General features: G+C 35.0%; 21 protein-coding genes, 9 tRNA genes and 3 rRNA genes. 28 read left to right on the top strand and 5 right to left on the bottom strand.

Annotated features, from left to right (window positions below; genetic code table 11):
* From QTL86_RS18340 to QTL86_RS18230, 23 genes are all read left to right on the top strand, one after another.
* Positions 1–1,020 carry a C39 family peptidase gene (locus QTL86_RS18340; protein WP_127065087.1) on the top strand — a complete coding sequence of 340 codons (1,020 nt, stop codon included), beginning with the start codon at positions 1–3 and terminating at the stop codon, positions 1,018–1,020.
* Between the two features lie 421 nt (positions 1,021–1,441).
* Positions 1,442–1,531: transfer RNA gene (locus QTL86_RS18335), tRNA-Ser, on the top strand.
* 205 nt (positions 1,532–1,736) lie between these two features.
* Positions 1,737–3,262: ribosomal RNA gene (locus QTL86_RS18330) — 16S ribosomal RNA — on the top strand.
* Positions 3,263–3,341: 79 nt separating this feature from the next.
* Positions 3,342–3,459, top strand: a 5S ribosomal RNA gene (gene rrf, locus QTL86_RS18325).
* 4 nt (positions 3,460–3,463) lie between these two features.
* A tRNA-Ala gene (locus QTL86_RS18320) sits at positions 3,464–3,536 on the top strand.
* Between the two features lie 233 nt (positions 3,537–3,769).
* Positions 3,770–6,672 (top strand): 23S ribosomal RNA (locus QTL86_RS18315).
* Together the 16S, 23S and 5S rRNA genes with 9 tRNA genes alongside form the textbook arrangement of a ribosomal RNA operon.
* 55 nt (positions 6,673–6,727) lie before the next feature.
* A tRNA-Asp gene (locus tag QTL86_RS18310) sits at positions 6,728–6,801 on the top strand.
* A 60-nt stretch (positions 6,802–6,861) separates the two neighbouring features.
* A tRNA-Val gene (locus QTL86_RS18305) sits at positions 6,862–6,934 on the top strand.
* A 7-nt stretch (positions 6,935–6,941) separates the two neighbouring features.
* Positions 6,942–7,014, top strand: a tRNA-Thr gene (locus QTL86_RS18300).
* A 34-nt stretch (positions 7,015–7,048) separates the two neighbouring features.
* Positions 7,049–7,129 (top strand) — tRNA-Tyr (locus tag QTL86_RS18295).
* Positions 7,130–7,141: 12 nt separating this feature from the next.
* Positions 7,142–7,218, top strand: a tRNA-Met gene (locus QTL86_RS18290).
* A gap of 3 nt (positions 7,219–7,221) precedes the next feature.
* Positions 7,222–7,297 (top strand) — tRNA-Phe (locus QTL86_RS18285).
* Positions 7,298–7,300: 3 nt separating this feature from the next.
* A tRNA-Lys gene (locus QTL86_RS18280) sits at positions 7,301–7,373 on the top strand.
* A gap of 121 nt (positions 7,374–7,494) precedes the next feature.
* Entirely contained in the window at positions 7,495–7,962 is a 468-nt protein-coding gene (gene greA / locus QTL86_RS18275) for a transcription elongation factor GreA (RefSeq protein ID WP_013655071.1), read from the top strand.
* Between the two features lie 91 nt (positions 7,963–8,053).
* A complete protein-coding gene (locus QTL86_RS18270; protein WP_127065088.1) occupies positions 8,054–8,377 on the top strand; it encodes a hypothetical protein in 324 nt (107 codons plus the stop codon).
* A 138-nt stretch (positions 8,378–8,515) separates the two neighbouring features.
* Positions 8,516–9,916 carry an aminotransferase class I/II-fold pyridoxal phosphate-dependent enzyme gene (locus QTL86_RS18265; protein WP_127065089.1) on the top strand — a complete coding sequence of 467 codons (1,401 nt, stop codon included), beginning with the start codon at positions 8,516–8,518 and terminating at the stop codon, positions 9,914–9,916.
* 160 nt (positions 9,917–10,076) lie between these two features.
* Entirely contained in the window at positions 10,077–10,664 is a 588-nt protein-coding gene (locus QTL86_RS18260; RefSeq protein WP_127065090.1) for a guanylate kinase, read from the top strand.
* Between the two features lie 514 nt (positions 10,665–11,178).
* Positions 11,179–11,625, top strand: a complete 447-nt coding sequence (locus QTL86_RS18255) for a YaaR family protein (RefSeq protein WP_127065091.1) — start codon at positions 11,179–11,181, stop codon at positions 11,623–11,625.
* Positions 11,626–11,754: 129 nt separating this feature from the next.
* A complete protein-coding gene (gene holB / locus QTL86_RS18250) occupies positions 11,755–12,744 on the top strand; it encodes a DNA polymerase III subunit delta' (RefSeq protein ID WP_410495668.1) in 990 nt (329 codons plus the stop codon).
* Entirely contained in the window at positions 12,741–13,637 is an 897-nt protein-coding gene (locus QTL86_RS18245) for a stage 0 sporulation family protein (RefSeq protein WP_013655077.1), read from the top strand. Before holB ends, QTL86_RS18245 begins: the two co-directional genes overlap by 4 nt.
* Complete coding sequence (locus QTL86_RS18240) at positions 13,606–14,367, top strand: tRNA1(Val) (adenine(37)-N6)-methyltransferase (protein WP_013655078.1); 762 nt, start codon at positions 13,606–13,608, stop codon at positions 14,365–14,367. Before QTL86_RS18245 ends, QTL86_RS18240 begins: the two co-directional genes overlap by 32 nt.
* A gap of 598 nt (positions 14,368–14,965) precedes the next feature.
* Positions 14,966–15,808 carry a 16S rRNA (cytidine(1402)-2'-O)-methyltransferase gene (gene rsmI / locus QTL86_RS18235; protein ID WP_410495667.1) on the top strand — a complete coding sequence of 281 codons (843 nt, stop codon included), beginning with the start codon at positions 14,966–14,968 and terminating at the stop codon, positions 15,806–15,808.
* Positions 15,809–15,958: 150 nt separating this feature from the next.
* Positions 15,959–16,651, top strand: coding sequence for a TIGR00266 family protein (locus tag QTL86_RS18230; protein WP_127065094.1), 693 nt, complete (start codon positions 15,959–15,961; stop codon positions 16,649–16,651).
* A gap of 161 nt (positions 16,652–16,812) precedes the next feature.
* Here the strand turns inward: QTL86_RS18230 and QTL86_RS18225 are convergent, their stop codons facing one another.
* From QTL86_RS18225 to QTL86_RS18205, 5 genes are all read right to left on the bottom strand, one after another.
* Positions 16,813–18,000, bottom strand: coding sequence for a sensor histidine kinase (locus QTL86_RS18225; protein ID WP_127065095.1), 1,188 nt, complete (start codon positions 17,998–18,000; stop codon positions 16,813–16,815).
* Positions 17,987–18,700 (bottom strand): response regulator transcription factor, encoded by a 714-nt coding sequence (locus QTL86_RS18220; protein WP_270049180.1) that lies wholly within the window; start codon positions 18,698–18,700, stop codon positions 17,987–17,989. The genes QTL86_RS18225 and QTL86_RS18220 overlap by 14 nt, the downstream gene beginning before the upstream one ends.
* Positions 18,701–18,767: 67 nt before the next feature.
* Positions 18,768–19,172: a DUF4342 domain-containing protein gene (locus QTL86_RS18215; RefSeq protein ID WP_127065096.1), complete on the bottom strand. Its 405-nt coding sequence runs from the start codon at positions 19,170–19,172 to the stop codon at positions 18,768–18,770.
* Between the two features lie 179 nt (positions 19,173–19,351).
* On the bottom strand, positions 19,352–19,786 hold the full coding sequence (locus QTL86_RS18210) for a hypothetical protein (RefSeq protein WP_013655084.1): 435 nt from the start codon (positions 19,784–19,786) through the stop codon (positions 19,352–19,354).
* Positions 19,787–19,887: 101 nt separating this feature from the next.
* Positions 19,888–20,175: a hypothetical protein gene (locus QTL86_RS18205; RefSeq protein ID WP_013655085.1), complete on the bottom strand. Its 288-nt coding sequence runs from the start codon at positions 20,173–20,175 to the stop codon at positions 19,888–19,890.
* Positions 20,176–20,422: 247 nt separating this feature from the next.
* Between QTL86_RS18205 and QTL86_RS18200 the strand changes: the two genes are divergently transcribed.
* The 5 genes from QTL86_RS18200 (at position 20,423) to QTL86_RS18180 (ending at position 26,359) form a co-directional block, all read left to right on the top strand.
* Complete coding sequence (locus QTL86_RS18200; protein WP_127065097.1) at positions 20,423–21,196, top strand: endonuclease/exonuclease/phosphatase family protein; 774 nt, start codon at positions 20,423–20,425, stop codon at positions 21,194–21,196.
* A 178-nt stretch (positions 21,197–21,374) separates the two neighbouring features.
* Entirely contained in the window at positions 21,375–21,977 is a 603-nt protein-coding gene (locus QTL86_RS18195) for a pentapeptide repeat-containing protein (RefSeq protein WP_410495666.1), read from the top strand.
* Between the two features lie 223 nt (positions 21,978–22,200).
* A complete protein-coding gene (gene xylB, locus QTL86_RS18190; RefSeq protein WP_410495665.1) occupies positions 22,201–23,742 on the top strand; it encodes a xylulokinase in 1,542 nt (513 codons plus the stop codon).
* A gap of 35 nt (positions 23,743–23,777) precedes the next feature.
* Positions 23,778–25,100, top strand: a complete 1,323-nt coding sequence (xylA, locus tag QTL86_RS18185; RefSeq protein WP_410495664.1) for a xylose isomerase — start codon at positions 23,778–23,780, stop codon at positions 25,098–25,100.
* 98 nt (positions 25,101–25,198) lie between these two features.
* Positions 25,199–26,359, top strand: a complete 1,161-nt coding sequence (locus QTL86_RS18180) for an ROK family transcriptional regulator (protein ID WP_127065101.1) — start codon at positions 25,199–25,201, stop codon at positions 26,357–26,359.
* Positions 26,360–26,414: the final 55 nt, after the last annotated feature.

Here is a 26,414-nt window from a genome sequence, read left to right as displayed (position 1 = left end):
ATGAAGAAGGTCATCTTATTTATTCTTTGCACAGTATTAATAATAACAAGTGTAGGTGGGGCATATATCTATTATGTTAAACATAATGGTGGTGCGCTGCCTACTTTTATAAATAAACCTACATCAAGTAAAAAGTATATCATCAAAAAAGCAGGGAACATTGTAGCAGAGGCTGATACTGAAGAAGAAGCTGTGTCAAAAGCAGAAAAGATTAAAAGGAGTATAGCGATTAATACATTGAATAATGAATGGGTTTATAGTAGTTTTAAACCTTTTCTTATTATTACAGATACAGCAGTGCATGACTTTGATAACTTTAAAGAAGCAGTTAATTATGCTAAAGATAATAATCATGATAAAATCTATTTTAATAGTGACTCAAACCTTATTTGGAAAAATCAAAATAAGGAAATAGAGATAGAGCCCCTTAATGTTCCTTTGATTAGGCAATATCCAGAATTACCCAGAGGCTGTGAAGTAACTTCACTTGCAATGCTACTTCAATATATGAATATAGATATTGATAAAATGACATTGGCTAAAAACATAAAAAAGGACGATACTCCTTATTATAAAGATAATAAGGGAAGAATCTATTATGGTAATCCATATGATGGATTTGTGGGAGACATGTACAATATCAAAAATAATGGATATGGTGTGTATCATGGACCAATAACTGAGTTAGCTAAAGAATATGTTGGAGATAGTGCAATCGATTTAACAGGAGTAGAATTTAGTGACATTACTTATTTTTTAAAACAGGGATATCCTATATGGGTGATTACTAATGCAACATATAAACCTCTAGATGATACATATTTTGAAATCTGGCATACTCCATCTGGAATTGTAAAAACGACTAATAAATTACATGCTGTTATAATAACTGGTATTGATAAAGAGAATGTATATATTAATGATCCTTTTTCGACTTATCCTAATAAAGCCGTAAATAAAAATGATTTTAAATTAGCGTGGGAACAAATGGGACATCAAGCAATTACAATTATAAAATAGAAATAGGGAGGAATAATAATAAAAATTCTTATTTTACTTAAAAATATTTAATTTATACTAAATATTAATTGTAAACTACTGTATAAGATGATATCATAATACATAAGATGTTATTATTTATCATTCCAACAAATACTTTACTCATTTAAATTGGAATAAGAATATAAGCTAGTAAAAAGTATTCTTTTCCTATGAAATAAGAAACTGTGCAAATAACAAATTAATAAATGAGTTAAGATATTTTTATACGTGAAAGGTAAAGCATCAAAGATATTCCAACAAATTTTACCCTTACGTTTTAATACGGAAGGGTCTTTTTATATTAAAAAAATGATATTAAAAAAGGCTTGACATAAAGAATAACATTTGATAATATATATCTTGTCCTGAGAAAACAGGGAATAATAAATATTGATAATTCGGAGAAGTACTCAAGTTGGCCGAAGAGGTGCCCCTGCTAAGGGTATAGGTCGGGTTAACCGGCGCGAGGGTTCGAATCCCTCCTTCTCCGCTTTGTTTTTTTGAAGAAAAAACAAAAAAGCTTGACATAAGTTAAGGTATAATTTATACTTATGAAAGTGCTTAAAAATGAACTTTGAAAACAAAATAGTAACTATAAACCAGTCGATTCATTACGTCTCTAATAAGAGATGAGAATCAGTACAACTTGTACTAAGTAAAATAGTCAGTAGTAGAAATACTACACGGACAAACTTTTATATGAGAGTTTGATCCTGGCTCAGGATGAACGCTGGCGGCGTGCTTAACACATGCAAGTCGAACGAAGTGATAGGAGCTTGCTCCTAGAACTTAGTGGCGGACGGGTGAGTAACGCGTGGGTAACCTGCCCTATGCAGGGGGATAACGTTTGGAAACGAACGCTAATACCGCATAAACTATCGGTAATCGCATGATTATTATAGTAAAGATTTTATCGGCATAGGATGGACCCGCGTTGGATTAGCTAGTTGGTGAGATAACAGCCCACCAAGGCGACGATCCATAGCCGGCCTGAGAGGGTGAACGGCCACATTGGGACTGAGACACGGCCCAAACTCCTACGGGAGGCAGCAGTGGGGAATATTGCACAATGGGCGCAAGCCTGATGCAGCGACGCCGCGTGAAGGAAGAAGGTCTTCGGATTGTAAACTTCTATCAGCAGGGAAGAAAAAATGACGGTACCTGACTAAGAAGCTCCGGCTAACTACGTGCCAGCAGCCGCGGTAATACGTAGGGAGCGAGCGTTATCCGGATTTACTGGGTGTAAAGGGTGCGTAGGCGGTTTGTTAAGTCAGAAGTGAAATTTAGGGGCTCAACCTCTAAGCTGCTTCTGAAACTGATGAACTAGAGTGTGGGAGAGGAAAGTGGAATTCCGAGTGTAGCGGTGAAATGCGTAGAGATTCGGAGGAACACCAGTAGCGAAGGCGGCTTTCTGGACCATAACTGACGCTGAGGCACGAAAGCGTGGGGAGCAAACAGGATTAGATACCCTGGTAGTCCACGCTGTAAACGATGAATGCTAGGTGTCGGGGCTTACGGGTCTCGGTGCCGAAGTTAACACATTAAGCATTCCACCTGGGAAGTACGATCGCAAGATTGAAACTCAAAGGAATTGACGGGGACCCGCACAAGCGGTGGAGCATGTGGTTTAATTCGAAGCAACGCGAAGAACCTTACCTAAACTTGACATCCCGATGACCGAAGGGTAATGCCTTCTTTCCTAGCTTGCTAGGACATTGGTGACAGGTGGTGCATGGTTGTCGTCAGCTCGTGTCGTGAGATGTTGGGTTAAGTCCCGCAACGAGCGCAACCCCTATCTTTAGTAGCCAGCATTAAGTTGGGCACTCTAGAGAGACTGCCAGGGATAACTTGGAGGAAGGTGGGGATGACGTCAAATCATCATGCCCCTTATGTTTAGGGCTACACACGTGCTACAATGGCTGCTACAAAGGGAAGCGATCTCGCGAGAGTCAGCAAACCTCAAAAAAGCAGTCCCAGTTCGGATTGTAGTCTGCAACTCGACTACATGAAGTTGGAATCGCTAGTAATCGCGAATCAGAATGTCGCGGTGAATACGTTCCCGGGTCTTGTACACACCGCCCGTCACACCATGGGAGTTGGGGGGGCCCAACGCCGGTGACCCAACCCTTCGGGGAGGGAGCCGTCTAAGGCAAAACCAATAACTGGGGTGAAGTCGTAACAAGGTAGCCGTATCGGAAGGTGCGGCTGGATCACCTCCTTTCTAAGGATAGAAATCGATGGTTTGTTAGTTACTGTTTTGTTTTGAAAGTTCATTGAACTAAATGAATATTTCACTCATTTGTGGTGATGATGCGCTTAGGGGAAACACCCGTTTCCATTCCGAACACGTAGGTTAAGACCTAAGCGGCTGATGGTACTTGTCGGGAGACTGACTGGGAGAGTAAGTGGTTGCCACATTTATGGGGGTTTAGCTCAGTTGGGAGAGCACCTGCCTTGCACGCAGGGGGTCAAGGGTTCGAATCCCTTAATCTCCACTGTCCTTACAATAGGACAATTTGTACTTTGAAAACTAAACACAATTAAAATAGATTTGTAAGTTATAGCAATATAACTTGCGCCTAACGATAAATGTACACGCATTGTATAATGCAAAAATGTTTGTCAGGGTGTAAAATCTACAATTTAACCGATAATAAATATTCTTTGTATTCAACGAAAGTTGATTAACAAGGCACAAACGACCGATTAACGAAAGTTAATCATTATAGGTCAAGCTACTAAGAGCGTAGAGTGGATGCCTTGGCACCGAGAGCCGATGAAGGACGTGATAAGCTGCGAAAAGCTACGGGGAGTTGCAAATAAACCTTGATCCGTAGATATCCGAATGGGGAAACCTGGCAGAGCAAACCTCTGTCATCCTATAGCCAATACATAACTATAGGAAGGGAACGAAGGGAACTGAAACATCTAAGTACCTTCAGGAGGAGAAAGAAACATCGATTTCCTAAGTAGCGGCGAGCGAAAGGGAAACAGGCCAAACCAGATTACTTGTAATCTGGGGTTGAGGACTGCGTCATGGCAAGAATGCGGATAGCTGAAGAGTCTGGAAAGTCTCATCAAAGAGGGTGATAATCCCGTAAGCGAAATCCAAGTGAAGCCTAGCAGTATCCAGAGTACCACGAGACACGAGAAACCTTGTGGGAAGCCGGGGGGACCACCCCCCAAGCCTAAATACTCCTCGGTGACCGATAGCGCATAGTACTGTGAAGGAAAGGTGAAAAGAACCCCGGGAGGGGAGTGAAAGAGAACCTGAAACTCTATGTTTACAAGCAGTGGAAGCGCCATATGATGCGCAACCGCGTACTTTTTGTAGAACGGTCCGGCGAGTTACTAGCTGTGGCAAGGTTAAGTACCAGGAGGTACGAAGCCGAAGGGAAACCAAGTCTGAATAGGGCGCCAAAATAGTCATTGTTAGTAGACCCGAAACCGGGTGACCTACCCATGTGCAGGATGAAGTTACCGTAAAAGGTAATGGAGGTCCGAACTCACATCTGTTGAAAAAGGTGGAGATGACGTGTGGGTAGCGGAGAAATTCCAATCGAACCCGGAGATAGCTGGTTCTCCTCGAAATAGCTTTAGGGCTAGCGTTGATAGGAGTCTAATGGAGGTAAAGCACTGAATTGCCTAGGGGGCCCACAAGCTTACCGAAGCATATCAAACTAAGAATGCCATCAAGATACCGTCAGCAGTCAGACTACGAGTGATAAGACACGTGGTCAAAAGGAAAACAGTCCAGACCATCAGCTAAGGTCCCCAAGTGTGTGTTAAGTGGAAAAGGATGTGAGATTTCGAAGACAACTAGGATGTTGGCTTAGAAGCAGCCACTCATTCAAAGAGTGCGTAATAGCTCACTAGTCGAGAGATCTTGCGCCGAAAATGTCCGGGGCTAAAACACACCACCGAAGCTATGGAATTCACAATAGTGGATTGGTAGAGGAGCGTTGTAACGACGCAGAAGCAGTACCGTAAGGAGCTGTGGAGTAATTACAAGTGAGAATGCCGGAATGAGTAGCGAGATACAAGTGAGAATCTTGTAGGCCGAATATCCAAGGTTTCCAGAGTAAAGCTGATCTGCTCTGGGTAAGTCGGGACCTAAGGCGAGGACGAAAGTCGTAGTCGATGGACAACTGGTTCATATTCCAGTACTACCTATTATCAGAACTGCAGGGACGCAGGAGGATAGGCAAACCCAGGAATGGTATCCTGGGCCAAGCACAAAGTCGCACCTAACAGGCAAATCCGTTAGGCGAGGATGAAGTGTGATGGGGATCGAAATAAAAGTAGAGAAGTTGCTGAATCCACACTGCCGAGAAAAGCTGCTATTGCGTGATAGGTACCCGTACCGTAAACCGACACAGGTGGATGAGGAGAGAATCCTAAGGCCGACGGGAGAAGCGTTGTTAAGGAACTCGGCAAAATGACCCCGTAACTTAGGGAGAAGGGGTGCCTACTTAGGTAGGCCGCAGAGAATAGGCCCAAGCAACTGTTTAACAAAAACACAGGTCTTTGCTAAACCGAAAGGTGATGTATAAGGGCTGACGCCTGCCCGGTGCTGGAAGGTTAAGGGGAGAGGTTAGTCTAAGGACGAAGCTTTGAACTTAAGCCCCAGTAAACGGCGGCCGTAACTATAACGGTCCTAAGGTAGCGAAATTCCTTGTCAGGTAAGTTCTGACCCGCACGAAAGGCGTAATGATTTGGGCACTGTCTCGACAGCGCACCCGGTGAAATTGTAGTACCAGTGAAGATGCTGGTTACCCGCGACAGGACGGAAAGACCCCGTGGAGCTTTACTGTAGCTTGATACTGAGGTTGGGTATTACATGTACAGGATAGGAGGGAGACTGAGAAATCTGGACGCCAGTCTAGGTGGAGTCGCCGGTGGGATACCTCTCTTGTAATACTTAACTTCTAACCATGGCCCGTTACCCGGGTCTGGGACAATGTCAGGTGGACAGTTTGACTGGGGCGGTCGCCTCCTAAAGAGTAACGGAGGCGCTCAAAGGTAACCTCAGAATGGTCGGAAACCATTCGAAGAGTGCAAAGGCATAAGGTTGCTTGACTGCGACACCGACGGGTGGAGCAGGTACGAAAGTAGGACTTAGTGATCCGGTGGTATGAAAGTGGGATTGCCATCGCTCAACGGATAAAAGCTACCCCGGGGATAACAGGCTTATCTCCCCCAAGAGTTCACATCGACGGGGAGGTTTGGCACCTCGATGTCGGCTCATCGCATCCTGGAGCTGAAGCAGGTTCCAAGGGTTGGGCTGTTCGCCCATTAAAGCGGTACGCGAGCTGGGTTCAGAACGTCGTGAGACAGTTCGGTCCCTATCCGTCGTGGGCGCAGGAAATTTGAGTGGAGCTGTCCTTAGTACGAGAGGACCGGGATGGACGGACCACTGGTGCATCTGTTGTCTTACCAAAGGCATAGCAGAGTAGCCAAGTCTGGATCTGATAAACGCTGAAGGCATCTAAGCGTGAAGCAGACCACAAGATAAGATTTCCCATCCGAAAGGAGTAAGACCCCTTAGAGACTATGAGGTAGATAGGTTGGAGCTGTAAGTGTAGTAATACATTGAGGTGACCAATACTAACGGTTCGAGGGTTTGACCTAGATAATAAAGGTTGAATAAAAATTGTGTTTAGTTTTGGAAGTATAAACTTCTAATGGCCCAGTGGTACAGTTGGTTAGCACGCCGCCCTGTCACGGCGGAGGTCGAGGGTTCGAGTCCCTTCTGGGTCGTTTTAATACTTAATGTATTAAATATATTAGAATAAGTAATAATTATTACTTATTAGATATGGTCGCTTAGCTCAGCTGGGAGAGCACCTGCCTTACAAGCAGGGGGTCATAGGTTCGAGCCCTATAGCGACCATTTACATGCCGACGTGGCTCAATTGGCAGAGCAGCTGACTTGTAATCAGCAGGTTATCGGTTCGAGTCCGATCGTCGGCTTGATACAGGACTAATATGGTCTTTGTATTAATATGGAGGGATTCCCGAGCGGCCAAAGGGGGCAGACTGTAAATCTGTTGCGATAGCTTCGAAGGTTCGAATCCTTCTCCCTCCATATACCTTATAACGCGGGATGGAGCAGCTAGGTAGCTCGTCGGGCTCATAACCCGAAGGTCATAGGTTCAAATCCTGTTCCCGCTACCACATGCCCAGATAGCTCAGTCGGTAGAGCAGAGGACTGAAAATCCTCGTGTCGCTGGTTCGATTCCGGCTCTGGGCACCATGTGGGTCACTAGCTCAGTCGGTAGAGCACTTGACTTTTAATCAAGTTGTCCCGGGTTCGATTCCCGGGTGGCTCATACATCAAAGGTCTTACAGTTAACAAATTGTTAGTTGTAAGACCTTTTTAGTATTTAAGTAAAAAAAGTATTTTTCTATAATTTTTTATAATATATAAGAGTAAAAAGGGACAGGAATAATATGAACAATTATCTTACACAACAAGACATTGATAATATGAAAAAAGAGATAGAATATAGAAAAGTAGTGGTAAGAAAACAAAGGAATGAAGAAGTTAAAGAAGCCAGAGCACATGGGGATTTGAGCGAGAATTATGAATACAAGGCCGCTAAACGTGAAAGAGGTAGGAATGAGGGGCGTATAAAATATTTAGAGCGAATGATAAAAACAGCAACTATCATTACTGATAATACAGAGGCAGGAGAAGTTGGACTGGGAAAGTTAGTAGATGTTTATTTTATAGAAGATGATATGAATATAGAGTATGAAATAGTTACTACTATGGAAACCGATGCTATAAATAATAAAATAAGTATTGAATCGCCTTTAGGAAAGATGATTTATAAAAAGAGAGTAGGCGATATAGTAAATATAGACTCTCCAGATGGAGAATATAGTGTACGTATACAATCAATAAGGAAAAGTTAGATATAACATACTTAGTAGATAAATCTATTTATAGAGAATAAACAGCGACAAGCTAGAATATAATTTATAAATAGATTATGGGGGATGTTATATGAATCAGATGGAGTTTAAAATACTTAAACGTGCACAAGAGAATGCAAAAGAAATTGATAAACTAAAAACATTTTTAGCTAATCAAGGGGTTAATTTAACCCAAGTGAAGAAAAATCCTGAGAGATATCAAGAAATTATTAGGAGATATAGCAAAGATTGTGTTAATGTAGGTTTATTTGAAGAGAGTAGGGAACGATTGGAAATAGAATTTAGTAGATTATGTGAATATCATAGAAAGAATGAGTCTATTTTAGTAGACCAATTTTATAATGTAGCTAAAGAGATTATACTCTCGACGCCAGAAGGAGATAAGAATAAATAATGGACCAAGTTAGTTTAGCTTGGTCCATTATTTATTCTTATTTTACTAATTACTTTAACTTTTAAGTCGTTTGTATTTGAAGCTATAGTAAGGTAAACTATAAGAAGTAATAATTAATAATAGAAAAGGGTTGATTAGGTGAATACACCTTTGTATGACAAATTACTACAATATAGTAGGTCAAAATTGGCATTTCATATGCCTGGGCATAAGTTTGGAATTGCTGCAGAACTTAATAATCTTAGTATAATTGAATTAGATAATACAGAAGCTATAGGTATGGATAATTTATATGATGCACAGGGCATTATAAAGGAAGCAATGGAATTAATGGCTAATTTTTATGGATCTAAAGAAACATTATTCTTAACAAATGGTTCAACTAGTGGAATAATAGCAAGTATTTTATCTGTTTGCAAGGATGGTGATGAATTAATTATAGCAAGAAATTCTCATCATAGCGTTTGGAGTGCACTTATTTTAGGGGGAATTACTCCTATATATATTAGTCCACAGTACAGACCTGAAGACGATATGTTGGGAGAGATAAGTGCAGATATAATTGAAAAGGCGCTAATAGATTATCCTAAGGCAAAGGGGGTATTAGTGGTTAGCCCTACTTACGAAGGGATAGTATCAGATATCAAAGAGATATCTAGAGTAGTTCATAAATATAACAAGGTACTTATTGTAGATGAAGCCCATGGTGCACATTTTGTATTAGGGAAAGATTTTCCACTAAGTAGTATACATCAAGGAGCAGACCTAGTCATTAACAGTATGCACAAGACTTTACCAGCACTTACACAAAGTGGGTTATTACATATATGTTCTGAACGAATAAGATATGATAATGTTATAGAAAGTCTTAGAATGATACAAACTAGTAGCCCTTCATATATGATGATGGGGCTTATGGATTATATAAGATCGTATATTATAGAAAACAAGAATAAGATACAACAGCAATATGTAGATGAATTACTAGTATTTAGAAAAGAATTAAATGATCATCTTATGGTTTTAAGGCTATTAGATATGGAAAAAGAAAAATATGATAAGAGTAAGATAATTATTTCAACGATAGAATCTAACATAGATGGATATGAATTAGCTGACATACTAAATACAAGGTATGATATTTCAGTAGAGGCAGCATTAGAAACATATGTTATTTTAATGACGACAATGGCAGATAATAGCTCGAATATGACAAGACTAAGAATAGCCCTAGAAGAGATAGATAAAGAACTAGAAGTAGGTAAGAGTAACAAAGGTATAAATAACTTTATTGTATCAGACATTATAAAAGGATTTAGTCCTAGAAAAATTTACTATAGTGATAAAGCATGGGTAGGTATTAAAGATGCAATAACAAGAAAATCAGCTAAAAATATCATGTTATATCCACCAGGGATACCTTTAGTTTGCATAGGAGAATTGATTGAGCAGCAACATATAGATTTAATTTATTATTTTAAAGACAAGTTACAAGGTATTCAATTAATAGATGATGAAATATTGATTTATACAATATAGAATTTATATAAGCTAATAATTTTATATGAAATAAGATTAGGTTGTAGATGGGCTAAATGATTTCAAAAATAAGTAAATATATAAATTAAAGAATCATATCTAAAGTAAAACTAAGAAATAGTAGCATTTTAGTTTAAGAATAAAATGTAGGGAGGTAATTATGGGTAAAATATTTTGTTTAATGGGAAAAAGTAGTACAGGAAAAGATACTATTTTTGAAGCGCTAAAAAATGATAGGGTATTAAATTTAAAGCCTATTGTACCCTATACAACAAGACCGCAAAGAACTAACGAATTAGATGGAGAAGCTTATTATTTCATAGATATAGAGAAGTTAGAGCATTATACTCGAGAAGGAAAAGTTATTGAACAAAGATGTTATAAAACTATTAATGGGAATTGGTATTATGCCACTATAGATGATGGACAAATCGATTTGAATAATAATAATTATATTGTTATTGTCACGTTAGAGGCATATAGTAATTTGTTAAAATACTTTAATATGGAAAATATCATCCCGATATATATAGAAGTAGAAGATGGTTTACGTTTGGAAAGAGCCTTAAGTAGGGAAAAGCAACAAATTCAGCCCAACTATGATGAGTTATGTAGGAGGTTTTTAGCCGATAATAAAGATTTTAGTGAGGAAAGGCTCAATATTAATAGAATAACCAAAAGATATCAGAATTTAAACTTAGATCAATGTATTAAAGAGATTAAAGATAGAATAAGGACGATTAGTTAATAATGTAATAAGTTTAAACAAGTGATTAGATAGATAAAAGAATGGATATGCTTTAATTAGATTAAGAGTAAATTAGATATATATGTTTATAAACTAGTATTTATATAGTATCTACATTGATAAGTTTATGTTTTTTATAATGGTATATAAGCCAAGCTCTATTTGAATGTAGGTGTTTGAGCCTATAAACTTACATATGTATAAGTAAGATTATGGGATTATAAACCTAGATTCATATCTATAAAGATCCATTGGTTTGTACAGAAAAGATTATATTTAAACAAGGATAATAAAAAATCCGATTCAAGAAAGCAATAAGTGTATTATAGATTAGGGGTTAGATATAATATATAGTTTATATACTATAGAAGATAATATAAATATAGGTATAAGAATATATTATAAGTTAAAATAAGTCGATTAAGATAACGTACATGCTTGCAATTAATAGATTATTATCATAGAATAAATTGAAGGAAGTTGCATTAAAAAAGGGAAAGTGGGGGAATTTACTATGGCTAACATACAAATTAATCAGGTTCAGATGCCAACTCTAAGAGAAATTTCTACAGTATCTGAAGCTAAGGTGGATAAAGGTTTTAAATTTACCCTACTGAGTCAAATTGATCAGTCAGAGCTTCAAGAAAAACTTAAGGAAATGGTTGACGAAATTACTAAGCAAGGTCAAAAAATTTCAGAGCATATGGATATTAGAGATTTAAAAGTTTATAGGACGATGATTTCTAATTTTATTAATGAGGTAGTAGCAAATTCTCATAAATTTTCTCGAGAGAACTTTCTAGATAAAAGAGGTAGACATCGTGTTTACGGTATTGTTAGGCTAGTAAATGATAAGCTAGATGAATTAGCACAGGAATTAATTAGTTCAGAAAAAAACCAAGTTAATATTTTAGACCGTATCGGTGAGATACAGGGGTTAGTATTAGATATTATTACTTAATGTTCGTGAAGAGTTCACGAACATTTTTAATACAATAAAATATGTATTTAAAGACGGATTAATAGGGTATTTAAAGTTTACTAAGATAAAAGGAGGGTAGTGAGGAATATTTCCTTACTGCGACTGGGAATGAAGGAATTTCAAGATATAATAGGTAATGAAGATGCAAAAGAATATTTCATTAAAGCATTAACTAAAAATCATTTATCCCATAGCTATATATTTGAAGGGCCTTATGGTGTAGGAAAAAAAACTTTTGCTAGAAAGTTAGCAAAGGCTATTTTGTGTGAGCAAAGAAAAAATGATAAGGCTTGTAATGAGTGTCAATCTTGCCATATGGTTGAAGCAGGAACTCATCCTGACATTATTACGATTGAAAAAGATACAAAGGTTACAAAGGTAGATAACATTAGAGAGAATATCGTAAGAGAAATGGAGATTAAACCTTATCAGGCTGAACATAAAATTATTATTGTTAATGCAGCAGATACTATTAATGTACAAGGTCAAAATGCAATGCTAAAAACTATAGAGGAGCCACCTAGCTATGGTATTGTTGTTTTAGTTTGTGAGAATTTAGCTAGCATGTTACCTACTATTAAATCTCGTTGTATAACAGTAAGATTTAATCCATTAAGTAAGGAAAAAATGAGTTCGTATTTGGAACGTAAAGGTATAAGTGGAGAAGAAAAAGAGGTATATACTAAGCTGTCAGAAGGTAGCATAGGCGTTATCAATGATATTCTTCAAGATGAACTTTATTTACAACTTAGAAAGCAAAGTGTAGAGTATATAGAGAGACTAAATAAAGCCAACTTATTACAATTATATGACTTAGTAAAGGAAATAACAGACCAAAAAGAAGACATAGAGAAAATTTTAGAATTTTGGTTATTTTGGTATAGAGATATAGCAGTAATAAAGACCACTAATAGTAGAGATTTATATTATTTGGATTACCAAAAACAGTTGTTGGACATGTCCCAAAAATTAACGTATAATAAAGTTAGTCAGAATATAGAATCGATTAAACATGCAATTTTAGATATAAAGCAGAATATATATAGTACGTTTGTTATAGAGAATTTATTACTCAAATTGAAGGAGAGAAAAAAATGATAACTGTTATTGGTATAAGATTCAGACGTGCCGGTAAAGTCTATTATTTTGCACCCGAGGATAATGTGTTATATAATCAAGGGCAACATGCCATTGTTGAAACAGCAAGGGGAGTAGAATATGGAGAAGTCGTAATTCCTAATAAAGAGGTAGCGGAAGAAGAAGTGGTACAACCTCTAAAAAAGGTAATTCGATTGGCAACAGAAGAAGATGATGAGAGATATAAGCAGAATAAAGTAAAGGAAAAAGAGGCCTTCTTTATTTGTAAAGAAAAGATTATCAAGCATCAATTAGATATGAAACTAATCGATGTAGAATATACTTTTGATAATAATAAAGTTCTATTTTATTTTACGTCTTACGAACGTGTAGATTTTAGAGAGTTAGTCAAAGAATTAGCTTCTATCTTTAAGACACGTATTGAACTTAGACAAATAGGTGTAAGAGATGAAACTAAAATGTGCGGTGGTATAGGAATTTGTGGACGTTCTTTATGCTGCAACTCATTTTTAGGAGATTTTCAACCTGTATCTATAAAAATGGCGAAGGAGCAAAGTTTATCACTTAATCCTATTAAGATATCAGGAATCTGCGGTAGATTAATGTGTTGTTTAAAGTATGAGCAGGATTGCTATGTTGAAATCAGAGGACGTCTACCTGTTGTAGGCGATATTGTTATAACACCAGATGGAAAAGGTGAAGTATTGTCTGTAAATGTTCTTCGTGAGCAAATTAAAGTAGCTGTTCAGAAGAAAGATAAAGATGAAAAAGAGGCAATTATGTATCATTCTACAGACCTTAAGATTGTTAAGAAGAAGAAATGTGGAGGTTGCCACAATGGAGGAGAAATAGACAAAGAGTATGAAGGATTTGACTTTAGTACGCTCGAATGAGAGAGTTGATGACTTAGAGAGAAATGGTTATAAATTAATACAAAATCCCGAGGTATTTTGCTTCGGGATTGATGCTATTTTATTGGCTCATTTTGCAAAGGTAAATAATCAAAGGCAGAAGGTATTAGATATAGGTACTGGAACGGGAATTATTCCTATTGTCATGCATGCTATTTATGGTAAAGGTCATTTTACAGGTATTGATATTCAAGAAGAAATGATAGAAATGGCAAGCAGGTCCGTTAAGTTAAATGAAATAGATACAGATGTAACAATGAAGGTTATGGATATTAAAGATTATAAGGAACACTTTAGCACAGGCTATTTTGATATTATTACTTGTAATCCACCATATATGAAAGGACATGCAGGTCTTAAAAATGAACATCCTTCGAAAACCATTGCTAGGCATGAAGTAGCATGTACATTAGAAGATATTATTTCTGCGACAAGCTATATGTTAAAATATGGTGGAAAGATGTGTATGATTCATAGACCTCATCGCTTGGTGGATATCTTTGCTACCATGAGACAATATAATATTGAGCCAAAGGTTATGCGAATGATTTATCCTAAGCAAGGCAAGGAACCAACTATGGTATTAGTAGAGGGGGTTAAGAATGGGAAACCTGAATTAAGGGTTCAATCACCTTTAACCGTCTATAATGAGGATGGCACTTATACCGATGAAATTAATGAGATTTATGGAAAAAAGGGCCGTCAAGAATAAGGCTTAGAATAAAAGCTCAGCCATGAAATGCATAAATACTCTATGAAATAGAAGAGGGATTTTTCTAAATATAAAAGCGTTATATAACTAGTATAAATTTCTAGTTATATAGCGCTTTTATTTATTGAGATTAATAGACACTAATTTTTAAAAGCTCTTTTTATAAGAAAGACATTTGCAGTATAAAAAATGATAAAAGTATTGAGCAAACTATAATATGTAAGATATGATTCGTATATTTAATAAGGAGTAGGCAAATCTCTGAGGTATAAATAACATGATAAATATAGTAAATAAATTGAATTTATTAATCTATCATATCGGCAGGAGAAGATGTACAAATATGATATTTAATAGGAAATCTAGAATAGAAAATAGATATACTAGAGGAAAAAGGGTAGTAGCATAGTAGATAGCTTCATATAAAATAAATGGTGCATAGTAAAGATTAGTACTTTTATAAAATTAAATGGTGAGATAAGTGTGCTACCATATAATCTTAAAATAATAAGTTCTATATAGGAGGGTATATAAATTTTAAAAAAGGCTATATAATATAAAAAGAGTATTAATACGAAAGATAAGAGAGGACCATGAAATGGATTATGGCATACTTACCTTATGTGCGACACCAATAGGTAATTTAGAAGATATAACATATAGAGCAGTTAGATTACTAACAGAAGCAGATTTTATTGCAGCAGAGGATACTAGACATACAAAGAAATTATTAAATCATTTTGATATTCATACAAAATTAATTAGTTATCATGAACATAATAAAATAGAAAAAGGGCCAGAATTAATTCGTCTTTTAAAAGAAGGAAAAAATATCGTTTTAGTAACAGATGCAGGGACACCAGGTATTTCGGATCCGGGGGAAGATTTAACTAGATTAGCATTAGAGGAAGGTATTACTGTAACTTCTGCACCTGGAGCAGTAGCAGGGATTACAGCACTTATTATTTCTGGACAATCTACAAGAAGATTTATATTTGAAGGTTTCTTGCCAACTAATAAAAAAGAAAAAGTTCAAGTTCTAGATAGATTAAAAGATGAAACAAGAACAGTAATTCTGTATGAAGCACCACATCGTTTAATTAAGACTTTGGAAACCTTATATGAAGCAATAGGTGATAGAGGGATTACAGTAACTAAAGAATTGACTAAGAAGTACGAAACTGTATTGAAAACTACTTTATCAGGAGCTATTGGACACTTTGAAATAGACGAACCTAGAGGAGAATATGTATTAATTCTAGCAGGTAAAGATGAAAAAGAACTTCAAGAGGAAATCCAAGAAGGATGGAGTAACATGTCTATTGAAGAGCATATGAAAATCTATACCAGTAAAGGAATGGATGAAAAGAATGCGATGAAACAGGTAGCAAAGGATAGAGGTGTGAGTAAAAGAGATATTTATGCTGTTATTCATCAGTAGTGGTCGTATTTGTTAAAGAATAAGAATACGTAAAAAAGTAATATAAGTATAAGTAATATAAATATAAGTAATATAAGATTGTTAACATTTTCATAGGCAGAGTTGATATAGCTAGAAATATATTTTTTATTAATTTAAGGGGGACAAGAAATGAAGTACGAAATTTTGTATGAAGGGGCTTTTCCTATTGTAAAGTGTCAATTAAGTAGAGGCGAACGAATCAAGGCAGAATCAGATGCCATGATAGGCATGTCTAATACGATTGATATTACAGGAGGAACAGAAGGAGGCATTGTAAGAGGTCTTACACGTATGTTAGCGGGAGAGAGTTTCTTCTTTCAATATTTGACTGCTGCCAGAGGGGATGGAGAAGTATTATTTGGACATCCTCTTCCAGGAGGTATTATTGATGTAGAATTAGATGGGTCATATGGTTTACGTGTACAAAAAGATGGATTTTTAGCATCTACAGAAGGTGTTGAGGTAAGTACCAAAGCTCAAAATTTAGTTCGAGGTATGTTTTCAGGAGAAGGATTTTTCATTTTAAATGTGAGTGGAAGAGGAACTGTGTTTTTAAGCTCGTATGGTTCTATTCATGCCATTAATTTAGAACCAGGAGAAGAGTACATAGTAGATAATGGACATCTGGTAGCATGGGCCGATTATATGCAATATAATATTGAAAAAGCTTCTAATAATGGCTGGTTAAGGAGTATTGCTTCCGGAGAATGTCTCGTATGTCGCTTTCGTGGGCCAGGAGTTGTATTAATTCAGACTCGTAATCCTAAAGGCTTTGATGGTTGGTTATGTAAAATGGGATTTACAAAGGCAAGTCATAATTAAATATCATTGTTAGCTTATTCATTAAGTATGTGTGTGAAGTAAAATTGTTTATGGAAAAACGTCTTAATTAGGTTATAGCTTTTTTAAGACGTTTTTCTATGTCCATAAGAGAAATTTATTTAGGTATTTTTCTATTCAAAGATTCCTTCACACTATTAGAACTATTCGTGTGGAAAAAAGATAACAAATTCTGTACCTTCATCAATATCACTATTAACAAAAATCTTAGCTTGATGGGTCTCGGCAATTTCATGTGCAATAGCTAAACCTAAGCCTGTTCCACCAGTGTTTTTATTTCGGGCCTCATCTACTCTATAAAAGCGTTCAAAGAGTTTAGGAATATGTTCTTTGGGAATACCTATACCAGTATCCTTGACGGATAATACGATATTTTGATTAGTGGTAGCACAACCTAGTGTAATACTACCTCCTTCAGGAGTATATTTTAAAGCATTGTCTACTAGTATACGAATAAGTTCTTTAATAAGAGCACTATCCCCTTTAAGCATAACATTAGGACTGACTTTAGAGATAAGTTCATGAGCATCATCAATAAAGCTGGTTTCTCTCAAGATATCATTACAAAGAGCAGATAAATCTATGGTATTGATATCCACCTTTAAAGTATGTTTATCACTACGAGATAAGAAAAGAAGCTTTTCCAAAAGGGTATTCATATTGGCTGTTTCTTCGGCAATTGAAGAAATACTTTCTTCTAGGATCTGAGGATTGTCTTTTCCCCAACGTTCCAGCATATCAGCGTAGCCTTGAATAATAGCGAGAGGCGTACGCAGCTCATGAGAGACATCCGAAGCAAATTGTTTTTGTCGTTCTACATAAACTTGAATACGGTCCATCATTTGATTAAAGGTAATAGCTAAGTCCTTTAATTCATCCTTAGAGAGGTCTGTATCTAATCTAGTCATTAAATCATTACCGTTAATATTCTGCACTTTAGTAGTCATATCTTTAATAGGAGTAAGCATCATGGTTACCAAGTAATGTCCTATACTTAAAAATAGAGGTAAAGATATTAAAATAGCTACACTTAAAAGTACATTAAAATTTCTAAGAATAGGGTGCAAGGCGGCATTATCTCTAAAGTGCGAAACATAGATAGATTGAGTAGTAAAATAAGTTAAACAAAAAAGGAAGGTATAAAGTACGCTATAAAGTAAGTTGACCTTGAAACTAATAGAAAAACGATATTTCTTAAAAAAAGAACCTATAAGATTAAAGATAACAAGAAAGGTACCATTTAAAATGGCACCTAAAATTTTCAGGATAAAAATAAAGCCGGAGCCAATAAGTCTAACAGGTGATTTTTTCTTAGAATTAGCTTTCTCCATCTTTTATTTGATACCCCATTCCTCTAACCGTATAAATTAATTTATCTTCAAACCTTTGGTCAATTTTATTTCTTAAGTAACGGATATAAACATCTACAACATTAGTATCCCCTAAATAGTCATATCCCCATACCTTTTCGAGAATTTGTTCTCTAGTAATAAGTAAATTTTTATTCAGCATAAGGAATTGAAGTAATTCGAATTCCTTTTTAGTAAGCGCTAAAGGAATATTATTATAGCTTACCTCATAACGTTCTGGATCCAAAGTTAACTGGCCACATTTAAGAACTTCAGGAGTAGCAGTTGGAGTAGTAGCTTTTAATTTAAAAAGTACGCGGATTCTAGCTAAAAGTTCTTCAATGGCAAAAGGTTTAGTCATGTAATCTTGTGCCCCTAAATCTAATCCCATTACTTTATCCATGACATCATCTTTAGCTGTTAGCATAATAACAGGCAAACTTGAAACTTGTCTAATACGCCTTAAAACTTCCATACCATTTAAAGAAGGAAGCATAACATCTAAAATAAGTAGATCATAGTTATTTTCAAGTGCCATATTAAGGCCTTCGCGTCCATCATGAGACATATTAACTTCATAGCCTTCATGCTGGAGTTCTAACTGAAGAAAACGTGCAATTTTTACCTCATCTTCAATGATTAATATACGTTTGATAAAATCACCCTCTTTATAAATAAACAAAAAGCTTAAATGTTTTCTTTTATTATACCATAATAAAAGAAATTAAAAGAAATTTAGTCAGTCTAAATTATTTAGTAAAATCGTCAAAGGTAGATTTAATTTTTCGAGCAATTTCATTCTCACCTTTAACCTGAATTTTTATACCAATGATTAAAGAGATAACCAAAGCAATAAGAGATACATGAAAACAAAGAATAAATGTAATGATAGCAATAGACAAAGGAACATCTATATAAGTACGCCCATCTTTTTCCATAATAAAGGTAGTATTATTAAGATTATCGACAAAAGAAGTAACCTTTTCGGTAGTAGAGTGATTATCCTTTTTAGGCGCTTTTTCTTTTCTTTCTAGTAGGAGCAATGCCTCTAGAATATCCCCATTAGCTTGTTCTAAGGCTTCTTTAGCTTCTGAATAAGAAACATGTGTACGTTGCATGATAAGATCAATTTGTTCTAAAGTTATATTTCCCATGAGGTAAACTCCTTTCTATAAGTTTATTAATGAATAGGATATATTCCTATAGTAATAATATACCCTTTATTCATGAGAGTAACATAAATGGATTATTAAAAATTAATGAGAAAAGCAATAAAGCCATATTCTCTGTAAAGTAGGAGAATATGGCTTTAAGAAAAATCATGTATTCTAGATTAAATCGTTTTAAAAGTATCAAAGAGGGTAGACTTAAAGATATCAGAATCTTCATCTGCCTCAACAACACATTCATCTTCATCCCCTAGATAGAAAAGCACTTTATCACCTTGAATAAGGCCAAGATTTAAAGAAAGATTAGATTTCATCTGAATAATAAGCTCTTTTACTTCTTCAGTGAGAGAAGCAATAATCATAGAGAAACCATCTTTTTCTTCAAGTGATTCTTCTAGGTTTCCTAGTTCTTCTGGGTTTTCAATGATATGAGTAGCAGCTAAAAAATTTGTTTTAAAAGTATTAATTTCTTTAGCTTGGGCATTTTTAGTTGTATTAGGAAAATAGATATTCACTTTATCACATTTATCAAAAAAGAATTTAAGAATGTCTATGAAAAGTTTTTTATCAATAGATGATAATTTGGCATAGCGTCTCATAAAATAGTAGCTCCTTATCCTTCGTGGATTAATTAAGATTGATATTAAATTCTATTAATCTTATTATAACCAAATTAAAGGAGAGTATCAACTTTGTAATATTAAGACATAAGCCATTCGTAAGTGTATTCATTCTTAAATTGATCTAGAGTATGCTCATAGTTAATAAATCCTTCATCTAGTAATCGATTAGATAAAATCCTTTGAGATTCACTATTAGCAAAGGAGTTCCAAATGTAAAACAATATGCCTTCGGCTGAGAACTCTTCTAAGGTTTGTCTAGTATGCTCAAAATCATACTTGAGTTGTGAGGATGCATAGGGGGATTCTAATACAGGTAGAAAAAGGTGAGAATTAAGATATTGAAGTAGTTGTTGTTTTTTGTCCATAGCTATACATACCCTCCTTTTTATTATAGTGTAATAACCTATGGATTATTTTTAGATGATGTATTATAACTAAGGTTAAAGTCCCTATTATTATAACTATGAGGCAAGTAACACAGATATGTTAAAAAATAGGAAACTTAGAAACATAGTATTTGCTAAAATTTAAATAATATACATGGTTTCAAAGAATAAATTTTAAGACACAATAAAATAGTAGATATAAACGATGGAGAAAGAGGCACTAAAAATGAAAGTAATGAGTTTTAATGTAAGAGCAGATAGTATATTGGATGTACGTAATAGATGGAGGCATCGTTCCGAGATAGTTTATGAAGTTATCAAAAAGTATGATTGTGATGTAGTAGGCTTACAAGAAGTAACAGATCGTATGTATATGGATTTAAATAAAGCCATAGATGGCTACTATATGATAGGCAAGGGTAGAACAAAACGTTATTTTAATGAGAGGAATAATTTATTGGTTAAAGAGGATTATAATCTTTTAGAAGAGGAAACCTTTTGGTTATCAAAAACACCTAGCAAAACAGGAAGTTCTGTCTGGTATTCTATGTTTCCTCGTATTTGTACTACGGCTGTTATTCAATTAGCTAATAACTTAAAAATAAGAATTTATAATACACATCTTGATTGTTTACTACCATCTGCTAGAGAATATGGTTTAAAAAAGATTGGAGAGTATGTTGGGGAGTGTTATCAAAAGGAAAAATTACCTTGTATTTTAATGGGGGACTTTAATGCTGGGCCACAAAGTAAATTAATCCAACAGTTTTCACAGGGAAGCTATAGCGATAAACGTTTTATAGCAGTTCAAGATGTTAAGAAGGAAATTTACAATGAGGCGACAATGGGGCATTTCAAAGGAAAAACAAGAGGGTTACACATAGACTATATTTTTGTATCAGAGGAATTTGAAATTAAAGATGTAGAGATTATCAAATATCAAAAAAATAATAAATATCCCTCAGACCATTATCCTATTTTAGCAGAGATTAATTTGTGATAAGGTATACCCATAGCATATGTCATAATAATAAAAAGGGAGACTGTCTAAAAAATAGAATGTAATAAATAGGATAAGTAGGTAGTAAAAAGAGTTATTGGAATCAGATAAAACCCAAAATATATAAGACTACAGAAGATACAGAGGCGAAATACAAAATGATAAGGGGGGAAATACAATGAGTTATATCATTAATGATGAGGATGAATTCAATGAGCTAACAATCAAAGATTGTAGTATAGAGGAGTCAAATGCATGTAATGTTATTTTTAGAGATGTAGTTTTTAAAAATGTTAGCTTTATGGATATTGATTGGGAAAGTACTGAGTTTCTTCATGTGAGATTTGAAAACTGTGATTTATCTAATATTAACATTGATAAAGCCATTTTTCATCATAGCGAGTTTATTAGTTGTAAATTAATAGGAACACATTTAATGGAATCTTCTATGAGAGAAGTACTTTTTAATGGTTGTCAGTGCGATTACCTTGTATTAGGAGGAAGCAATCTAAAAGGTGTTACTTTTAATGAATGTCGTATGAATCAAGCAGGTTTTAGCGTATGCAAGATGAACAATGTACAGTTTAAATATTGTGAAATGCAAAGAGCAGAGTTAAACGGAACAAAGCTAAAAGGCATAGATCTAAGTAGCTGCATTATTGACGGTATTAATTTAAGGATAGAAGATGTAAGAGGATTAAGATTATCACCAACCCAAGCTGTGGACTTTAGTAAGATGTTAGGAATACAGGTGATGGAGGAAAGAGAAGGCAGTATATAGGATTTAGATTGTTTATAGTTAAAAAGCAGTAGGTAAGGTTGAAAGCAACTTGACTACTGCTTTTTTTATATGCAAAAGTAGTGAAAAACATAAGTGACATTCTATTTGAAAACTAGTTAAACAAAATAAATAAAAAACTTTTTAAAATAGTTATAAAAAGTATTGAAAAATAATTTGAAAAGTATTAAAATCAAGTTAATTAAAATAAAAGGAGGGAAGGAGCTTGGCATATTTAATAGGGATAGATATAGGTACATCTGGAACTAAAACTGTACTATTTGATGAGGCAGGAAAGGTTATCAGTAGCTCATTGAAAGAGTATGACATTATTCAAAAAAAGGTTGGTTGGGCCGAACAAGATCCAGAGTCATGGTGGGAAGCAACTAAGGCAAGCTTAATAGAGATTGTACAAAAGTCAGCTATTGATACAAGTGAAATTAAGGGTATAGGACTTTCAGGCCAAATGCATGGCTTAGTGCTATTAGATGAGAATGGCAAAGTATTAAGAGATGCTATTATTTGGTGTGATAATAGAACAACAGAAGTAGCTAAGGAGATGGAAGAGCAGGTAGGTAGAGAAAAACTAGTTTCTATAACTGGAAATGTAGCTATACCAGCCTTCACTTTATCTAAACTACTTTGGGTAAGAAAACATGAGCCAGAAGTTTATGTACGTATTAATAAGGTACTCTTGCCAAAGGATTACATTCGCTACCAGTTAACCGGAGAATTTATGACAGAAGTATCGGATGCTAGTGGTATGCAGATGTTAGATATACATAAGAGAGATTGGAGCGATGAACTATTAGAAATTCTAGATATTGATAAAGTTCTTTTGGCACCAGTAGTAGAATCTCATGCAATAACAGGCTATGTTTCAAGCAAGGTGGCTATTGAAACAGGATTAAGTGAAACAACAGCCGTAGTAGGAGGAGCAGGAGATCAAGCAGCTGGAGCTATAGGAAATGGTATTGTAGCTACAGGAGATGTATCAGCAACTATTGGTTCTTCAGGAGTTGTATTTGCTTATACAGATGAAGTTGTAACAGATCCAGAAGGACGTATACAAACTTTCTGTCATGCTATTCCTAATACCTGGCATGTTATGGGAGTTACACAAGGCGCTGGTTTATCTTTGAAGTGGTATAGAGATACTTTTTGCAAAGAAGAAAAGGAAATAGCAATAGAAAAAAATTGTGATGTATATGAAATTTTGACTGATCAGGCTAGAGAAGTAAGTACAGGTAGTGAAGGCCTTATTTATTTACCTTACCTTATGGGGGAACGCACACCACATATGGATCCTTACGCAAGTGGTGTATTCTTTGGCGTAAGAGCCTCTCAAGGTAAAGGTCATATGGTAAAAGCTATTATGGAAGGTGTAGGATATAGCTTATTAGACTGTTTCGAACTCATTAAAGCTAACAATATTCCAATCACTAGTGTAAAAATATCAGGTGGCGGTGGTAAAAGTGATGTATGGCGTCAAATCCATGCTGATTTATTTGATACAGAAGTCAAAACAATCAATGTATCAGAAGGACCTGCTTTGGGTGTAGCTATACTGGCCGGTGTAGGAACTGGTATTTATAAAGATGAGAAAGAAGCTTGTGAAAGAATAATAGGCATTAAAACAACACAAGCACCTATTTCAGAAAATGTAGCTTATTATAAGAACTTCTATCCAATTTATAAGACTTTATATACCCAGCTAAAAGATACTTTTAAAGAACATCATGATAAGCTTAGTGGCTTAAATAACTAAAATAAAATAATTTTAATCCTAAGGAGGAATAAAAAATGGCAGAATTTTTTAAAGGAATTGGGGTAATCCCATTTGAAGGGGCAGATTCAGTAAACCCACTTGCATTCAAACATTATAACAAAGACGAAAAAGTGGGTGATAAGACAATGGCAGAACATTTACGTTTTGCAATGTCTTACTGGCACACACTCTGTGCTGAAGGTGGAGATCCATTTGGTTCTACTACAGCAGCTAGACCTTGGAACCAAATAGCTAATCCTATTGAAATGGCAAAAGCTAAAGTAGATGCTGGCTTTGAATTTATGCAAAAATTAGGGATTGAATATTTCTGTTTCCATGATAGAGATATTGCACCAGAAGGTAAAGACCTTGCTGAAACTAATCAAATTCTTGATGAAGTAGTAGCTTACATCAAAGTTAAAATGCAAGAAACAGGCATTAAACTTCTTTGGGGAACAGCTAACTGCTTTAATAACAAACGTTTCATGCATGGTGCAGGAACAACTTGCAATGCAGAAGTATTTGCTTATGCGGCAGCTCAAATTAAGAAAGCAATCGAAGTAACAAAAGAATTAGGAGGAGAAAACTATGTATTCTGGGGTGGTAGAGAAGGTTATGAAACACTCTTAAACACAGATACAGGTCTTGAACTTGACAACTTTGCAAGACTTTTACAAATGGCAGTAGATTATGCTAAAGAAATTGGTTTCACAGGACAATTCCTTATCGAGCCAAAACCAAAAGAACCTACAAAACATCAATACGACTTTGATACAGCAACCGTACTTGCATTCCTTAGAAAATACAACTTAGATACATACTTCAAAATGAATATCGAAGCTAACCATGCTACACTTGCAGGGCATACTTTCCAACATGAACTCAATATGAGCCGAATTAACAACGTATTAGGAAGTATTGATGCGAACCAGGGAGACCTTATGCTAGGGTGGGATACAGACCAATTCCCAACAAATATCTATGATGCAACAATGGCTATGTACGAAGTGTTAAAAGCAGGCGGTATTACACCAGGTGGATTTAACTTTGACTCAAAAGTAAGAAGAGGCTCATTTGAAGAAGCGGATTTATTTATCGCATATATTGCGGGTATGGATACCTTTGCAAAAGGTTTAAAAGTAGCTTATAACTTACTAAAAGATGGCGTGTTAGAAGATTTTGTAGCAGATCGTTATGCAAGCTTTAATGAAGGTATTGGTAAAGATATTGTAAGTGGTAACGTAGGTTTTAAAGAGTTAGAAGCATATGCACTTAAACAACAACCTATCGTTAATAAGTCTGGTAGACAAGAATGGTTAGAAACCGTAGTTAACCAATATATCTATAACAATAAATAAATATGAATTAATAAGTCTCTAAAGGCAGATTTAACTACCTTTAGAGACTTAAATCATATATAATATAAACAGAAATAACAGTGTAAAGGGGAGGAGTAATGAATAAAAGAGTCATTTTAAAAGGTAATTTAATAAAAGAAACAAATTATAAGAAGATCCTAAAGTTAATAGGTAAAGGTGAAAACCTAACCAAACTAGATATTGCCTATACACTCAAAATTAGCATCCCTACTGTTACTACTAATATTAACGAATTAAAAGAGGCTGGTATTATTGAAGAGGTAGAATCTGATATTTATACAGGTGGAAGAAAGCCTAAGATTATTAAGCTTATTCCTAATGCGAGAATTTCTATTGGGATGAGCATTACGAAATATAAAGTAGCAGTAGCTGCAATGAACTTATTAAATGAAGTACTTATTTCTAAGGAGGTTGATTGCGAAGAAGAGCAACTCATGACTTACTTCATAAAAGGTAAAAAGTTAGTAGATGAAGTTATAGAAGAACTAAAAATACCAGAAGAAAATTTATTAGGTATTGGCATTTCTATTCCTGGAACACTTAATCAGAATTCAGGTACTATAGAACAAACAAATATGGGATATAAAGAAATTCCATTAAATCAAATCTATGATTTGTTTGACGATACAGTATATGTAGAAAATGAAGCCAATCTTTCTTTATTAGCAGAAAAGAATCTTGGTAAATATGAAGAACTTAAAAATCTGATTTATATTGGTATAAATGAAGGTTTAGGTGGCGGTATTTTTGTAAATGGAGAAATTTACACAGGAACAAGTGGACGTGCGGGTGAATTTGGCCATATGCGTTTAGTAGAAAAGGATACTGGACGAGCGTATAAAGTGGAGGATCATATATCTACTCGTAGCTTACTTAATCGCTACAAACAACGTACAGGAGAAAATATAAAGAGCTTTTTAAAATTTGAAAAGCTAGTGAAAATGAATGATCCTATTGCATGTGAGATACTTGAAGAAGGTATAGAGATTTTGATGATGACTATCTATAACCTCACGATGGTCTTAGATATTCAGACACTTATCATAGGTGGAAAGGTAGGAAGATTAATAAAGACGCAACCTACTGTCTTACAAAATGTTGTTAACAAATACAATGAAATTATGGAAAGATTAGATTTGGATATTACTTTTTCAGATATCAAGAATACGACTACTTTAGGAGCAGCACTTCTACCAATCTTAGATTTCTATAAAATTAGTAATGAAAGTGAAGCATAAAAAGAATAGGTAATAATGAAGGGACTAGAAGATTCATGAATGAACTAGTTCCTTT

It is taken from the genome of Cellulosilyticum sp. ST5 (assembly GCF_046529625.1).
GTDB classification, from domain to species: domain Bacteria; phylum Bacillota; class Clostridia; order Lachnospirales; family Cellulosilyticaceae; genus Cellulosilyticum; species Cellulosilyticum lentocellum.
This window is presented reverse-complemented; position numbering and strand designations above follow the sequence as displayed.

What these genes read in the sequence shown, in the direction of transcription:
- QTL86_RS18340 (WP_127065087.1), top strand. Translation starts at nt 1, where the DNA reads ATGAAGAAGGTCATCTTATTTATTCTTTGCACAGTATTAATAATAACA.
- greA (WP_013655071.1), top strand. Translation starts at nt 7,495, where the DNA reads ATGAACAATTATCTTACACAACAAGACATTGATAATATGAAAAAAGAG.
- QTL86_RS18270 (WP_127065088.1), top strand. Translation starts at nt 8,054, where the DNA reads ATGAATCAGATGGAGTTTAAAATACTTAAACGTGCACAAGAGAATGCA.
- QTL86_RS18260 (WP_127065090.1), top strand. Translation starts at nt 10,077, where the DNA reads ATGGGTAAAATATTTTGTTTAATGGGAAAAAGTAGTACAGGAAAAGAT.
- QTL86_RS18255 (WP_127065091.1), top strand. Translation starts at nt 11,179, where the DNA reads ATGGCTAACATACAAATTAATCAGGTTCAGATGCCAACTCTAAGAGAA.
- holB (WP_410495668.1), top strand. Translation starts at nt 11,755, where the DNA reads ATGAAGGAATTTCAAGATATAATAGGTAATGAAGATGCAAAAGAATAT.
- QTL86_RS18245 (WP_013655077.1), top strand. Translation starts at nt 12,741, where the DNA reads ATGATAACTGTTATTGGTATAAGATTCAGACGTGCCGGTAAAGTCTAT.
- QTL86_RS18240 (WP_013655078.1), top strand. Translation starts at nt 13,606, where the DNA reads ATGAAGGATTTGACTTTAGTACGCTCGAATGAGAGAGTTGATGACTTA.
- rsmI (WP_410495667.1), top strand. Translation starts at nt 14,966, where the DNA reads ATGGATTATGGCATACTTACCTTATGTGCGACACCAATAGGTAATTTA.
- QTL86_RS18230 (WP_127065094.1), top strand. Translation starts at nt 15,959, where the DNA reads ATGAAGTACGAAATTTTGTATGAAGGGGCTTTTCCTATTGTAAAGTGT.
- QTL86_RS18225 (WP_127065095.1), bottom strand. Translation starts at nt 18,000, where the DNA reads ATGGAGAAAGCTAATTCTAAGAAAAAATCACCTGTTAGACTTATTGGC.
- QTL86_RS18215 (WP_127065096.1), bottom strand. Translation starts at nt 19,172, where the DNA reads ATGGGAAATATAACTTTAGAACAAATTGATCTTATCATGCAACGTACA.
- QTL86_RS18210 (WP_013655084.1), bottom strand. Translation starts at nt 19,786, where the DNA reads ATGAGACGCTATGCCAAATTATCATCTATTGATAAAAAACTTTTCATA.
- QTL86_RS18205 (WP_013655085.1), bottom strand. Translation starts at nt 20,175, where the DNA reads ATGGACAAAAAACAACAACTACTTCAATATCTTAATTCTCACCTTTTT.
- QTL86_RS18200 (WP_127065097.1), top strand. Translation starts at nt 20,423, where the DNA reads ATGAAAGTAATGAGTTTTAATGTAAGAGCAGATAGTATATTGGATGTA.
- QTL86_RS18195 (WP_410495666.1), top strand. Translation starts at nt 21,375, where the DNA reads ATGAGTTATATCATTAATGATGAGGATGAATTCAATGAGCTAACAATC.
- xylA (WP_410495664.1), top strand. Translation starts at nt 23,778, where the DNA reads ATGGCAGAATTTTTTAAAGGAATTGGGGTAATCCCATTTGAAGGGGCA.
- QTL86_RS18180 (WP_127065101.1), top strand. Translation starts at nt 25,199, where the DNA reads ATGAATAAAAGAGTCATTTTAAAAGGTAATTTAATAAAAGAAACAAAT.